Below are 12,948 nucleotides of genomic sequence, written 5' to 3'. Positions count from 1 at the left end.
TATCAAACGGTTAACAGGGTGACATAAGGCGCGGGCGCTAACCTTGAAACCGCTCACATATCGTCGTTCTGCAGATTTTTCAGCATGCACACGTTGCAGCCGTGATGGCCGGTGTTGCCGCGCCGTTCCGTCAACAGGGTGAACCCCAGCGCGTAGTACAGCCCGATCGCCTCTTTCAACTGTTCGGTGGTTTCCAGGTAGCAGTAGCGATACCCCGCCGCCCGCGCCGCCTTAAGCGCCTGCACCACCATATAGCGCGCCATGCCCAGCCCGCGCGCGCCGGGTTTGAAGAACAGCTTCTGCAACTCGCAATAGCCGGGCTCTTCGCCCGCCAGCGGCGCCATGCCGACGCCCCCCACCACCTGCCCGTCCCGCTCCAGCACCCAGTAGTGGCCGCCGTTGTCGCGATACAAGCCGGTCAGCCGATCGAGATCCGGATCGTGCAGGCTGACGCCTTCCATCTTGTCCATGCCGTACTCGCGAAACACGTCGCGAATGATCGCCGCCATCGCCGCATCGTCGCGCACGGCGATCGGCCGCACCCGCAGGTTGGCGTCGCGCTGTTTGCGCGCGCTGCGCAGCGCCGCGGTCATCTTTTTCATCGCCGCCGTGGTGCTCGCCAGCTCATCGTCGTCCAACTGCGCCAGCGCCGCCTGCATAAAACCGTCGGCGTCGCTCTCGATGCCGGCCAGCGCCTTGCCGCCCTTTTTACTCAGCCGATGCAGGTTGTGCCGCTTGTCATCCGGATAATCCACCGTTTCTATCACGCCGGCGGCCACCAGGCTGCGCAGCGCCCGGCTGGCGCTGGCCTTGTCGATGCAAAGCCGGGCCGCCAGCTCGGTGACGCCCAGCGGCTGCTCGCTGACTTCGATCATCAGATGGATCTGCAGCGGCGAAAAGCGCGAGCCGTTGCTCTGCTTGTTCAACATGCCGAATTCTCTGACCAAACTACGCGCCAATGCTCTGAAATCCCTGATGTTCACAATTGATATCCCCGATTAGCTGCCGATGAAAAATGACACTTGGTTGATAGTGTTACCTAATTTTCACTACCTTAACGGATCATCAAGCCGCCATGAACCCCGGCATAACACAGGAGTTGATGCAAAACGTAACATTACTCAATACAACAAACTGATTAGTTAAAATATTTCAGGATTAATGGCCATATGTTTGCGATTAAAAAGACAATAACCCAGACAAAAAATGCACAATCGTGAAAAACGCTGTGATGACAAGAGAAAATCGATACTAATTCATTGCATTCCAATAGGTTACAACAATGTTAATAGCGGCATTAATGCCGATATCTTGTTGTAATTTGTTACATATTCATGGCAGGATCGCGGCGTTTCCATAACGGCGACAACGTTCGTTATGTCAACGTCGGGCGCGGGTTGCTCCCGCGCTGTTTTATGCTCATGGAGAGATCGCATGCCAATGAAAAAATCACTCGCCGTCTGTTCCGTTGCCCTTTCCGTCACTTTGCTGGCGGGCTGCGCGACCGAATCCTCCCGCTCTTTGGAAGTGCCGAAAGTGGCTTCCTACAACACCACTTATCAGGGCCCACGCAGCCCTATCGCCGTCGGCAAATTCGACAACCGATCCAGCTACATGAACGGCATCTTCTCCGATGGCGTCGATCGGCTGGGCAATCAGTCCAAGACTATCCTGATCACGCATTTGCAGCAGACTGGCCGTTTCAACGTGCTGGATCGCGCCAACATGGAAGAGTTGAAAACTGAAGCCGGCATTAAAGGGAAGGCGCAAACGCTGAAAGGCGCCAACTATGTGATTACCGGCGATGTCACCGAATTCGGCCGTAAAGAAGTCGGCGATCATCAGCTGTGGGGGATTTTGGGCCGTGGTAAATCACAGGTCGCTTACGCCAAAGTCAATCTGAACGTCGTAAACGTACAGACCTCAGAAGTCGTCTATTCCTCTCAGGGCGCCGGTGAATACGAACTGTCCAATCGCGAAATCATCGGTTTCGGGGGCACCGCCAGCTACGACTCCACCCTCAACGGCAAGGTGCTGGATCTGGCCGTGCGTGAAGCCGTCAATAACCTGGTCACCGGTATCGAAAACGGCGCATGGCGCCCTGCTAACTAACGGAATAGAAGCAGAAAGATGATAACTAAAAAAATGGGCGGGGCGCTGTTTGCAGCGACCCTGCTGGCCGGCTGCGCTGCGCCGAAAACGCTTTACAATTGGGATGGCTACCAAACTTCTCTTTATCAATACTACCAGCAGGAAGGGCAAAGCCCTGAGCAGCAGATCGCCACGCTGAAAGAGATCGTCGAGAAATCCCGCGCCAAGGATAAAGCCGTACCGCCAGGTCTGCATGCGCAGCTGGGGCTGCTGTACAGCAAAATCGGCAACGACGGACAAGCCATGAATGAATTCAACACGGAAAAAACGCTGTTCCCGGAGTCGGCGCCGTTTATGAATTTCCTGATGGCCAGGGACAAAGGGAGCTTTAAATGAAGCGTGTACTCACTTTCCTCACCGTTGCCGCCACCCTGTTGCTAAGCGGCTGTGCCAAGCAGACGCCTTATGACTATGCGGCGTTCCATGAGAGCAAGCCGAAGTCGATCCTGGTCTTGCCGCCGGTTAACCAGTCGCCGGACGTCAAAGCCAGCCACAGCGTGCTCGCCAGCGCCACCTTGCCGCTGGCCGAGGCCGGTTACTATGTGCTGCCGGTCGCTGTAGTGGAGGAAACCTTCCTGCAAAACGGCCTAACCAACGCCAACGACATCCGCGCCGTCAGTCCGAAAAAACTGCACCAGATTTTCGGCGCCGACACCGTGCTGTACCTGGATGTCACGCAATACGGCACCAGCTACATGGTGATCAGCAGCGAAACCCGCGTTACCGTAACCGCTCGCCTGGTCGATCTGCGCAACGGCAAACAGCTGTGGGCCGGCACCGCCACCGCATCCAGCAACGAAGGCAACAACAACTCCGGTGGCCTGCTGGGCATGGTGATCAGCGCCGCGATTTCGCAAATCGCCGATACCATCAGCGACAAAGGATTTGATGTTGGCGCCATCGCCAATACCCGCCTGCTATCGGCGACAGGTCAGAACGGCGCCATTCTTTATGGCCCACGCTCACCTCATTACGCCAGCCAGCGTTAAGCCGTCTCTCGGGCGGCCTTCTCGGGCCGCCTATGCCAAACTTGTCCCTTTTGCCAAAAGTAGCCCATGCTTTAACGGCAACTGCTCCTCTCCTTCTGGCTAACCGGGACGCTGGCTCATGACGAAAAAAACCACCCTGCTGCAATTCTTCCACTGGTACTACCCCGACGGCGGCAAACTGTGGCAGGAGGCCGCCGAGCGCGCGCCGCACCTCGCCGAACTGGGCATCACCGATCTGTGGCTGCCGCCCGCCTGCAAGGGCGCTTCCGGCGGCTACTCCGTCGGCTACGATACTTACGATCTGTTCGATCTCGGCGAGTTTGACCAGAAAGGCAGCGTGGCCACCAAATACGGCGACAAGGCGGCGCTCGAACACGCCGCCAATACGCTGCGCGAACACGGCGTGGGGGTGCTCTACGACGTGGTGTTCAACCACAAGCTCGGCGCGGACGAGAAAGAACAGGTACACGTGTTCAAGGTGGACGCCAACAACCGCAACGACATCGACGACCAGGGCTTCGACGCGCTGGCCTACACCCGCTTCACCTTTCCCGGCCGCCAGGGCGTGCATTCCGAGTTTATCTGGGATTACAAATGTTTCAGCGGCGTCGACTACGTTGAGCAGCCGGACGACAAAGGGGTGTTCAAAATCGCCAACGACTATGGCGACGACGGCTGGAACGATCAGGTCGACGACGAAAAGGGCAACTACGACTATCTGATGGGCGCCGACGTGGAGTTCCGCAATACCGCCGTGACGGAGGAGCTCAAATACTGGGCGCGCTGGCTGTTGGAAAGCCTGCCGTGCGACGGCTTCCGCCTGGACGCCGCCAAACACATTCCCGCCTGGTTCTTCAAAGAGTGGGCGGATCACGTGCGCGACAGCGCGCAGCGCGACCTGCTGATCGTTGCCGAATACTGGTCGCACGATCTGAGCGCGCTGCAACAATACATCGAGTTGGTGGACGGCAAGGTGATGCTGTTCGACGTGGCGCTGCACCTGAAGTTTCATCAGGCGTCGAAACAGGGCGACGGCTTCGACATGGCGCAAATCTTCACCGATACCCTGACCGCCGCCGATCCGGCCCACGCGGTGACGCTGGTCGCCAACCACGACACCCAGCCGCTGCAGTCGCTGGAAGCGCCGGTGGAACCCTGGTTCAAACCGCTGGCCTACGCGCTGATCCTGCTGCGCGAACAGGGCGTGCCCTGCGTGTTTTACCCCGACCTGTATGGCGCCAGCTACCGCGACAAGGGGCGCGACGGCGGCGAGTACCAGATTGATATGCCGGCGATCCCGGAGCTGGAGAAGCTGATCGCCGCCCGCCAGCGTTTCGCCAACGGCCCGCAAACCGACTACTTCGACGACAGCCACTGCGTGGCCTTCAGCCGCGCCGGCACCGCCGAGGCCCCAGGGTGCGTGGTGGTGCTGACCAACGGCGGCGAAAGCGGCAAGACGGTCGCGCTGGGGGCCGTTCTGGCGCACACCGCCTGGCGCGATTTCCTCGGCAACCGTCAGGAGGAAATCACCACCGACGACCAGGGCAGCGCCCATTTCCCGGTCAACGCCGGCAGCGTCAGCGTCTGGGTGCCGGCCGCCAGCCTGTGAGCGCCCGCCGCCGCGCAATGATGCAGCGGCGGCAAAACTAATGTTTGCCTTTCGGGTCTAACTTACGCTATCAACTGCGCAAGCCATTCACACCGGAGCCTAAATAGGGTACAAGGCTGCATGAAAATTCCAAAACGACTCCAGCCGCTGGTTGATGACGGATTAATCGACGACGTCATCCGCCGGTTGAAAAGCGGCAAAGAAGCCGACGTGTTTATCGTGCGCTGCGGCGATGAGATCCGCTGCGCCAAAGTGTACAAAGAGGCCGAGAAGCGCAACTTCAAGCAGGCCGTTCACTATCAGGAAGGGCGCAAGGTGCGCAACAGCCGCGACGCGCGCGCCATGAGCAAAGGCTCCAAATTCGGCCGCCAGCAGCAGGAAGAAGCCTGGCAAAACACCGAAGTGGACGCGCTGTATCTGCTGGCCAAGGCCGGGGTGCGGGTGCCGCAGCCGGACATCTGCCTGGACGGCGTGCTGCTGATGGAGCTGATCACCGACGAAGAAGGCCTGGTGGCGCCACGCCTGAGCGATGTCATCCTGACGCCGGAACAGGCGCGCGCCGATCACGCCCTGATGATGAACTACGCGGTGCGCATGCTGTGCGCCGGCCTGGTGCACGGCGACCTGTCGGAATTCAACGTGCTGATGGATAAAGACGGGCCGGTGATCATCGACCTGCCGCAGGTGGTGGACGCCGCCGCCAACAACCACGCCAAAAGCATGTTCGAGCGCGATATCGGCAATCTGGCGGAATATTATGGCCAGTTCGCGCCGGAGCTGCGCGACAGCCAATACGCCAAAGAGATTTGGGCGCTGTATCAGGAAGGCAACCTGACGCCGGACAGCGTCCTCAGCGGCCGGTTCAGCGAAACCCTGAAACGCGCCGACGTCGGCTCGGTGCTGGAAGAGATCCAGGCCGCCGGCGAGGAGCATCAACGCCGCATGATGGCGCGCAACGCGGAAGAGTAACGCGCCGCGCTATTCGACGCGAAACACCTCCGGCCGCTGCGGCGTCGCCGCCTCGTGATAAATATCCCCCAGATAGCCGGCGATCTCCTCTTCGCGCAGATCGGCCGGCAGCACGATATCGTAGCTGGGAGCATATTTGCGCTCCGGCAGCGTCACGCGGAACAGCCGCCATTCGTCCCCGATGCGCTTCACGCCCAGCAGACGGCCGAACACGTTAAAAATCATCATCCGCCATTCCCCCGCTCGTCGCTTTCAGGCTATAACACAGTGATGCCGCCGCAGTGAAAAGGAAAGCGTATGAGTGAAAAAACGCCGCAGTTCTGGCGCGATCCGCAGTTGCCGTTCGTCGAAGCCCGCGCCATCAATGATGGCCGCCAGGTGTGCTACAGCCTGCACAGCCACGAATTCTTTTCCATCGGCGCCATCACCGGCGGCGTCAGCACCTATGTCAACGGCGAGCGGCGCATGCAGGTCAGCGCCGGCGATTTGGTTGTCATCAACCCGCAGCAGGCGCATGCCTGCAACCCCATCGCCGATCGCCGTTGGTCGTACATCATGTTCTATCTCGATCTCGCCTGGCTCGGCGCGCTGCAGCAGGAGCTGCTCGGCGGCGACGGCGACCGTTTTGTTCCGTTCAGCCAGCCGCTGAGCCGCGATCCGGCGCTGTTCCACGGCCTGAACCGGCTTTATGCGCTGCTGACGGATCCGCTGTGCAGCGCGCTGGAAAAACAGATCGCCATGGTGGAGTATTTCAGCGCCCTGCAGCTCGGGCTGGGCGATGCCCGCCAACCGGAGACACCGTCGCATGCCCGACTGGAAGCGGCGGCGGCGTTTATTGACGCGCACTGCACCCGGCCGCTGACGCTGGACGACATTTGCCGCGCCGCCGCGCTGTCCCCTTCTTACCTGATCCGCGCCTTCCGCCAGCGCTACGGCATGACGCCGCACGCCTATCTGGTTAACCGCCGCGTGCAGCACGGCCATCGGCTGTTGAAAAGCGGCCTGCCGATCGCCGCGGCCGCCAGCGAAAGCGGCTTTGCCGATCAGGCGCACTTCCAACGCACCTTCAAACAGCTGCTGGCCGCCACGCCGGGGCAGTATCAAAAACCCTCCGCCAGCAGATAGCAGGCGCTGGCCGCCAGCAACGCCGCCATTGCGCGGTTGAAACGCCGCACGTTGCGCGCCTGCCTGAGCAGGCCGCGCAGCATCGCGCCGACATAGGCCCAGCAGGCCACCGAGGCATAGCAAATCACGAAGTAGAGCCCGGCGAACTGCCACTGCAGCCGGATGTCGCCGTCGCCGACAAAGGCGCCGAGGCTGGCCACCGACGCCAGCCACGCCTTGGGGTTCAGCCATTGCATCAGCGCGCCGTAGCGGCAGGAAGGCGCCCGCGCCGCGCCGCTGCCCAACCTGCCGTCGTCAAACGCCAACCGATAGGCCATAAACAGCAGGAAAGCCACGCCGGCCCACTGAATCAAGCGGGTCAGCGCCGGCCACAGGATCAGCAGCTGGTGCATGCCCAATCCCAGCAGCACCAGCAACAGGGTAAACCCCAGCGTGGCGCCGAACACGTGGCGCTGGGCCGCGCCAAAGCCGAATTGCGCCCCGGCGCTCAATGCGACGATGTTGACCGGGCCGGGGGTGATGGAGGCCGCCAGCGCAAACGCGGCCATGGAAAGGTAGATATTCATGATGGTCACCTGAGAAAGTATTCACAGGCGCCAGAATGCCGACCGCCGTCGACAAGGTATTGAACAGAATTGCCCTGTTCGGTTTAACGCGCGATCGCCGCCCGGCGGCGCGGCAGCCCGAAGGTGTTGACCGCCATGCCGCCCAGCACCAGCAATGCGCCGCCGAACTGCGCCGGCGACAGCGCTTCATCCAGCAGCAGCCAGGCGGCGAACAGCCCGACCAGCGGCACCAGCAGCGTCAGCGGCGCAACGCGCCAGGTTTCATAGCGCCCCAGCAGGCTGCCCCACACCGAATAACCGAACAGCGTGGCGGCAAACGCCAGGTAGGCAACCGCCAGCCAGGTGCCGACCTGCACATGGCCCAGGCTGCTCAGCACCGCCTGCGGGCCGTCGAACAGCCAGCTGCAGGCCAGGAACGGCACGACCGGGATCGGCGCGCTCCACACCACCAGCGACAAAATGTTGCGCTGCGGGAAACCGGCCAGGATCTTCTTGTTGGTCAGGTTGCCCAGCGCCCAGGAAAACGCCGCCGCCAGCGTCAGCAGCAGGCCCGCCAGGGGGACCGCGCCGCTGCCCGGCTTATGCAGGCTGGCCTGCGCCAGCACCAGCATGCCACCGCTGGCGATAGCGATGCCGACGAAATGGTTGACGCGCAGCTTTTCGCCCATCAGCACGACACCCAACAGCAGGGTGAAGAACACCTGCGCCTGCAACACCAGCGAAGCCAGCCCCGCCGGCATGCCCACCTTGATGGCGACAAACAGGAAGGCAAACTGCGCGAAGCTCATGGTCATGCCGTACAGCAGCAGCCATTTCCACGGGATCGTCGGGCGCGGGATAAAGAAGATCGCCGGCAACGCCACCAGCAAAAAACGCATCCCGGCCAGCAGAAACGGCGGCATGCCCTGTAAACCGAACTTGATCACGACGAAATTCACGCCCCAGATCACCACCACCAACAGCGCCAACAGCCGATCGCGCAATGTCATCCTCGCCCCGCTTATCCCATTGAAAATCGCTTTAGCTTGCAGGTTACAACCAAACCGGGCGTATGGACACCGGCAAACGCCGGCGATTATTCCGGCATCAGGCCGATAAAGGTGGTCTTCTTGCGCGGGCCGGTCATCAGCGCTTCCAGCTTCTCCACGCACTGCAAGTAGTGCGGGGTCTGCTTGTGCGCCGCTACCGCCTGCTCGTCGCGATAGGCTTCGTAGATGTAAAACCGCGTCGGAATCTGTTCGTCCTGCAGCACGTCGAAGCGCAGGTTGCCCGGCTCTTCGATTGCCCCCAGGTGATTGGCGCGGAAAACATCGATAAATTCGTCGATTTTGTCTTGTTTAACGTTGATCTCAACCAATGTGACGTGCATGACAGCTCCTTGTTTGAACGGCGCGCCGTAGCATGGCGCTTTCCAACCATAGGTTTATTCCCGTCGATTGCCCTGCCGCAACGGCAATTTTGCCGCCTGGCTCACAAATCGCATCGGCGACGCCCACTCCTCCCCCGGCGGGGTAAGGCGGCGGCATCTATAGTTAACACTCCTCCCCCTGAGAGCATAGGCTATGGATAACTACTTGATGGCGCTGGACGCAGGAACGGGCAGTATTCGCGCGGTGATCTTCGATCTGGCGGGCAATCAGATCGCGCACGGCCAGGCGGAGTGGCAACACCTGGCGGTGCCGGGCGTGCCCGGCTCGATGGAGTTTGACCTCAGCCGCAACTGGCAGCTGGCCTGCCAGTGCATTCGCCAGGCCTTGCAGCGCGCCGGGCTGACGGCGCAGGCGATACGCGCGGTGGCCTGCTGCTCGATGCGTGAAGGCATCGTTCTGTACGACCGCAACGGCGTGCCGATCTGGGCCTGCGCCAACGTCGACGCGCGCGCCAGCCACGAAGTCAGCGAGCTGAAAGAGTTGCATAACCACGGCTTCGAACGCGAGGTGTATCAATACTCCGGCCAGACGCTGGCGCTGAGTGCCATGCCGCGTCTGCTGTGGCTGGCGCACCATCGGCCGGACATCTACCGCCAGGCGGCGACGCTGACCATGATCAGCGACTGGCTGGCCAACATGCTCAGCGGCGAGCTGGCGGTCGATCCTTCCAACGCCGGCACCACCGGCATGCTGGATCTGACCAGTCGCGACTGGCGGCCGGCGCTGCTCGACATGGCCGGGCTGCGCGCCGATATTTTGTCGCCGGTGAAAGAGACCGGCAGCGTGCTGGGGCGCGTCACCGAACAGGCGGCGCAGGAGAGCGGGCTGCTGCGCGGCACCCCGGTGGTGATGGGCGGCGGCGACGTGCAGCTCGGCAGCCTGGGGCTCGGCATCGTGCGCGCCGGGCAGACGGCGGTGCTCGGCGGCACCTTCTGGCAGCAGATCGTCAACCTGCCGGAGCCGGCCATCGATCCGGAGATGAACATCCGCATCAACCCCCACGTCATTCCCGGCATGGCGCAGGCGGAATCCATCAGCTTCTTTACCGGCCTGACCATGCGCTGGTTCCGCGACGCCTTCTGCGCGGAGGAAAAATTGCTGGCGGAGCGGCTGGGGGTCGATGCCTACAGCCTGCTGGAAGAGATGGCGGCCAGGGTACCGCCGGGCGCCTACGGCGTGATGCCGATTTTCTCCGACGCCATGCATTTCAAAACCTGGTATCACGCGGCGCCGTCGTTCATCAATATGTCGATCGACCCGGAGCGCTGCAATAAACAGACGCTGTTCCGCGCGCTGGAGGAGAACGCCGCCATCGTCTCCGCCTGCAACCTGGAGCAGATCGCCGCCTTCTCCGGCGTGCAGGCGCGCTCGCTGGTGTTCGCCGGCGGCGGCGCCAAGGGCAAGCTGTGGAGCCAGATCCTCAGCGACGTCACCGGGTTGACGGTGCGGGTGCCGGTGGTGAAAGAAGCCACCGCGCTGGGCTGCGCGATCGCCGCCGGCGTCGGCGCCGGGCTGTTCGAGTCGCTGGCCGAAACCGGCGAACGCCTGGTGCGCTGGGAGCGCGAGCATCAACCCGACATGACCCACCACGCGCTGTATCAGGAACAGAAAGAAACCTGGCGGCAGGTTTACGCCGATCAGCTGACGCTGGTGGATAACGGCCTGACCACCTCGCTGTGGAAAGCGCCGGGGCTTTAAACGCAAGCGGCATTCGGTCATAACCTTATGCCGTTTTATTCCTTTCCCCCGCAGCGCGGCACAAGCCGCGTTTTCACTCGCCGCCGGCGATTGTTTCCCCTCAGAAACAGTGTAACCACCGCAAACGGATTTATCCGCGGCTTCGGCCTGCCGTAGATTGTGACTTCGGTCACACCGCGCCCCGAGCGCGGCCTGCGCATTCACCCAAGACGAGCGGCATTATGCTGAATAATAAAGATAAACCTGCATCATCCCCGTGGCCGGCGATCTTCTCGCTGACGGTCGCCTGTTTTGTCATGGTCACCACCGAGTTTCTGCCGATCGGCCTGCTGACCAACATCGCCCCTTCGCTCGGCGTCAGCACCGGCACCGCCGGGCTGATGGTCACCATGCCCGGCATCGTGGCGGCGGTGGCCGCACCGGTGTTGAGCCTGGCTTCCGGCCGGCTGGACAGACGCCTGCTGATGCTGGGACTGTCGTTGCTGCTGATGGTGTCCAACCTGGTGGCGGCGCTGGCGGTCAACTTCCCGATGATGCTGTTGGGCCGCGTGCTGCTGGGCGTCTGCGTCGGCGGCTTCTGGTCATTCGCCGCCAACTACGGCCGCCATCTGGTGCCGGAAGCCAGCCAGGGCCGCGCCACCGCGCTGATCCTCAGCGGCATCTCGGTCGGCGCGGTGTGCGGCGTGCCGGCGGGGGCGCTGATCGGCGATCTGTTCGGCTGGCGCGCCGCCTTCTTCGGCGGGGCGGCGCTGGCGGTCGGCGTACTGTTGGCGCAGCTGCGTTTACTCACGTCGGTACCGCCTTCCCGGCCAGTTACGCCGCGCGATCTGGTGCTGCCGCTGCGCCTGCCGATGGCGCGCATCGGCCTGATTGCCATCGTGCTGCTGTTCATCGGCCACTTCGCCGCCTATACCTATCTGCGGCCGCTGCTGCAACAGGTGTTCGTGCTCAGCCCATCGGCGATTTCGCTGCAGCTGCTGGCCTATGGCGCCATCGGCCTGCTGGGCACCTTCCTCGGCGAGCGCCTGGCGGAACACAGCCTGCGCGCCACCTTTATCCTGATCGCCGCCATGCTGGCGGGCATTCTGATCGTTTCGCCGCTGCTCAGCGGCCTCGCCGGCGCCACGCTGATGGTGTTGGTCTGGGGGTTGGCGTTCGGCGCGGTGCCGGTATGCGCCACCAACTGGATGTTCGCCGCGGTGCCGCAGGCGCCGGAAGCCGGCCAGGCGCTGCTGGTGTGCGTCATCCAGATCGCGCTGGCCTCCGGCGCACTGCTGGGCGGCGAGGTGGTGGACTGGCAGGGCGTCAGCAGCGCCATGCTGTTCGGCGGCGCGCTGATCCTCTCCGCCACGCTGGTGTTCGGCCTCAGCTTGCGCTCCGGCGCGATTGGCGCTAAACAGTGTTAATCATTATCTATCTGCAGAAACATGCCCCGGCCACTGCCGGGGCATGACGTTGGGAACCTATGGACCATCATTTGCTCGCTATCCGGGTATTTAACCGCGTGGTGGAAACCGGCGGTTTTACCCGCGCCGCCGATTCGCTGGGCATGCCGAAAGCGACGGTCACCAAGTTGATCCAGAATCTGGAGGATCACCTGCAGACCAAGCTGTTCCAGCGCACCACCCGCAGCGTGTCGGTCACCCGCGAAGGCGAATGCTATTACCAGAATACGGTGAAATGGCTGGCGGATTTGGAGCAGATGGAGGGCTGTCTGACCGAGTCACAGAATTCTCCGCAGGGCGTGCTGCGCATCGATACCGGCAGCGGCACCGCCCGCCAGCTGCTGTTGCCGGCGCTGCCCGGCTTTTTGGAACGCTACCCGCAAATCCAGATCGATCTCAGCATCGGCGATCGCGTTATCGATCTGATCAGCGACAGCGCGGACTGCGTGATCCGCAGCGGCCCGTTGGCCGACTCCAGCCTGATCGCCCGGCGTCTGTTCGATCTGGATTGGGTCAGCTGCGCCACCCCGGCTTATCTGGCGCGCCACGGCGCCCCACGCCACCCGTGCGATCTGGAACAGGGTTTTCCGATGGTGCACTACCGCCATCCGGTCAACGATCGCATCCATCCGCAACGCTATGTCGAACGCGGCAAAGAGATCGCCATTCAACAGCGCTACCCGGTCAGCATTAACGAAGGCAACGCGCTGCTGGCGGCGAGCCTGGCCGGATTGGGCATCATCCAGATCTATCGGTTTATGGCGCAGCCGCACCTCGAGCGCGGCGAGCTGGTCAGCCTGCTGCACGACTGGCAGCCGCCGCCGGAGCAGATGTACGTGGTGTACCCGTCCAATCGCCACCTCAGCGGCAAGCTGCGGGCGTTTATCGACTGGGCGGTGGAGACATTTCGCTAGCGACAGGATGAGCCGCACGTTGTCGCCGCACGCAGTGTGGTATTATTTGTCG

At 62.2% G+C, this 12,948-nt stretch carries 14 protein-coding genes; 9 read left to right on the top strand and 5 right to left on the bottom strand.

Features of this window, described 5'->3' with window-relative positions; all coding sequences use genetic code 11:
• Positions 1-53: 53 nt before the first annotated feature.
• Positions 54-959, bottom strand: a complete 906-nt coding sequence (locus ACK3CV_RS07430; protein WP_164037399.1) for a bifunctional helix-turn-helix transcriptional regulator/GNAT family N-acetyltransferase — start codon at positions 957-959, stop codon at positions 54-56.
• A gap of 481 nt (positions 960-1,440) precedes the next feature.
• Here ACK3CV_RS07430 and ACK3CV_RS07425 point away from each other — a divergent pair, with 481 nt between their 5' ends.
• The 5 genes from ACK3CV_RS07425 (at position 1,441) to ACK3CV_RS07405 (ending at position 5,718) form a co-directional block, all read left to right on the top strand.
• The gene (locus ACK3CV_RS07425; RefSeq protein WP_016928605.1) at positions 1,441-2,112 is read left to right on the top strand and encodes a CsgG/HfaB family protein; all 672 of its coding nucleotides are present in this window, start codon (positions 1,441-1,443) and stop codon (positions 2,110-2,112) included.
• Between the two features lie 18 nt (positions 2,113-2,130).
• Positions 2,131-2,487, top strand: coding sequence for a DUF4810 domain-containing protein (locus ACK3CV_RS07420; protein WP_033637573.1), 357 nt, complete (start codon positions 2,131-2,133; stop codon positions 2,485-2,487).
• Complete coding sequence (locus ACK3CV_RS07415; RefSeq protein ID WP_033637572.1) at positions 2,484-3,140, top strand: DUF799 domain-containing protein; 657 nt, start codon at positions 2,484-2,486, stop codon at positions 3,138-3,140. Before ACK3CV_RS07420 ends, ACK3CV_RS07415 begins: the two co-directional genes overlap by 4 nt.
• Before the next feature lie 118 nt (positions 3,141-3,258).
• Entirely contained in the window at positions 3,259-4,749 is a 1,491-nt protein-coding gene (amyA, locus tag ACK3CV_RS07410) for an alpha-amylase (RefSeq protein ID WP_033637571.1), read from the top strand.
• A 120-nt stretch (positions 4,750-4,869) separates the two neighbouring features.
• On the top strand, positions 4,870-5,718 hold the full coding sequence (locus ACK3CV_RS07405; protein ID WP_033637570.1) for a PA4780 family RIO1-like protein kinase: 849 nt from the start codon (positions 4,870-4,872) through the stop codon (positions 5,716-5,718).
• Between the two features lie 9 nt (positions 5,719-5,727).
• Here the strand turns inward: ACK3CV_RS07405 and ACK3CV_RS07400 are convergent, their stop codons facing one another.
• Positions 5,728-5,946: a DUF7661 family protein gene (locus tag ACK3CV_RS07400; protein WP_015377079.1), complete on the bottom strand. Its 219-nt coding sequence runs from the start codon at positions 5,944-5,946 to the stop codon at positions 5,728-5,730.
• Positions 5,947-6,015: 69 nt separating this feature from the next.
• On the opposite strand from ACK3CV_RS07400, the gene ACK3CV_RS07395 reads away from it, so the two are divergent.
• On the top strand, positions 6,016-6,843 hold the full coding sequence (locus ACK3CV_RS07395; RefSeq protein WP_164037403.1) for an AraC family transcriptional regulator: 828 nt from the start codon (positions 6,016-6,018) through the stop codon (positions 6,841-6,843).
• Here ACK3CV_RS07395 and ACK3CV_RS07390 read toward each other — a convergent pair.
• From ACK3CV_RS07390 to lsrG, 3 genes are all read right to left on the bottom strand, one after another.
• On the bottom strand, positions 6,819-7,409 hold the full coding sequence (locus ACK3CV_RS07390) for a LysE family translocator (protein WP_164037406.1): 591 nt from the start codon (positions 7,407-7,409) through the stop codon (positions 6,819-6,821). The two genes, ACK3CV_RS07395 and ACK3CV_RS07390, sit on opposite strands and share 25 nt — an antisense overlap.
• Positions 7,410-7,492: 83 nt before the next feature.
• The gene (locus ACK3CV_RS07385) at positions 7,493-8,398 is read right to left on the bottom strand and encodes an EamA family transporter (RefSeq protein WP_033647025.1); all 906 of its coding nucleotides are present in this window, start codon (positions 8,396-8,398) and stop codon (positions 7,493-7,495) included.
• Positions 8,399-8,484: 86 nt separating this feature from the next.
• A complete protein-coding gene (gene lsrG / locus ACK3CV_RS07380) occupies positions 8,485-8,778 on the bottom strand; it encodes a (4S)-4-hydroxy-5-phosphonooxypentane-2,3-dione isomerase (RefSeq protein WP_004939559.1) in 294 nt (97 codons plus the stop codon).
• Between the two features lie 193 nt (positions 8,779-8,971).
• Between lsrG and lsrK the strand changes: the two genes are divergently transcribed.
• The 3 genes from lsrK (at position 8,972) to ACK3CV_RS07365 (ending at position 12,896) form a co-directional block, all read left to right on the top strand.
• Positions 8,972-10,537, top strand: coding sequence for an autoinducer-2 kinase (lsrK, locus tag ACK3CV_RS07375; RefSeq protein WP_033637567.1), 1,566 nt, complete (start codon positions 8,972-8,974; stop codon positions 10,535-10,537).
• 221 nt (positions 10,538-10,758) lie between these two features.
• Entirely contained in the window at positions 10,759-11,943 is a 1,185-nt protein-coding gene (locus ACK3CV_RS07370) for an MFS transporter (RefSeq protein WP_033637566.1), read from the top strand.
• Positions 11,944-12,002: 59 nt separating this feature from the next.
• Complete coding sequence (locus ACK3CV_RS07365) at positions 12,003-12,896, top strand: LysR family transcriptional regulator (protein WP_033637565.1); 894 nt, start codon at positions 12,003-12,005, stop codon at positions 12,894-12,896.
• Positions 12,897-12,948: the final 52 nt, after the last annotated feature.

The organism is Serratia sp. TSO36 (assembly GCF_057808395.1).
Note: the sequence above shows the minus strand (reverse complement) of the source record. Positions and strands in the feature narration are given on the sequence as shown.

What these genes read in the sequence shown, in the direction of transcription:
- ACK3CV_RS07390 (WP_164037406.1), bottom strand. Translation starts at nt 7,409, where the DNA reads ATGAATATCTACCTTTCCATGGCCGCGTTTGCGCTGGCGGCCTCCATC.
- ACK3CV_RS07400 (WP_015377079.1), bottom strand. Translation starts at nt 5,946, where the DNA reads ATGATGATTTTTAACGTGTTCGGCCGTCTGCTGGGCGTGAAGCGCATC.
- ACK3CV_RS07420 (WP_033637573.1), top strand. Translation starts at nt 2,131, where the DNA reads ATGATAACTAAAAAAATGGGCGGGGCGCTGTTTGCAGCGACCCTGCTG.
- ACK3CV_RS07395 (WP_164037403.1), top strand. Translation starts at nt 6,016, where the DNA reads ATGAGTGAAAAAACGCCGCAGTTCTGGCGCGATCCGCAGTTGCCGTTC.
- ACK3CV_RS07370 (WP_033637566.1), top strand. Translation starts at nt 10,759, where the DNA reads ATGCTGAATAATAAAGATAAACCTGCATCATCCCCGTGGCCGGCGATC.
- ACK3CV_RS07405 (WP_033637570.1), top strand. Translation starts at nt 4,870, where the DNA reads ATGAAAATTCCAAAACGACTCCAGCCGCTGGTTGATGACGGATTAATC.
- lsrG (WP_004939559.1), bottom strand. Translation starts at nt 8,778, where the DNA reads ATGCACGTCACATTGGTTGAGATCAACGTTAAACAAGACAAAATCGAC.
- ACK3CV_RS07425 (WP_016928605.1), top strand. Translation starts at nt 1,441, where the DNA reads ATGAAAAAATCACTCGCCGTCTGTTCCGTTGCCCTTTCCGTCACTTTG.
- amyA (WP_033637571.1), top strand. Translation starts at nt 3,259, where the DNA reads ATGACGAAAAAAACCACCCTGCTGCAATTCTTCCACTGGTACTACCCC.
- ACK3CV_RS07415 (WP_033637572.1), top strand. Translation starts at nt 2,484, where the DNA reads ATGAAGCGTGTACTCACTTTCCTCACCGTTGCCGCCACCCTGTTGCTA.
- ACK3CV_RS07365 (WP_033637565.1), top strand. Translation starts at nt 12,003, where the DNA reads ATGGACCATCATTTGCTCGCTATCCGGGTATTTAACCGCGTGGTGGAA.
- lsrK (WP_033637567.1), top strand. Translation starts at nt 8,972, where the DNA reads ATGGATAACTACTTGATGGCGCTGGACGCAGGAACGGGCAGTATTCGC.
- ACK3CV_RS07385 (WP_033647025.1), bottom strand. Translation starts at nt 8,398, where the DNA reads ATGACATTGCGCGATCGGCTGTTGGCGCTGTTGGTGGTGGTGATCTGG.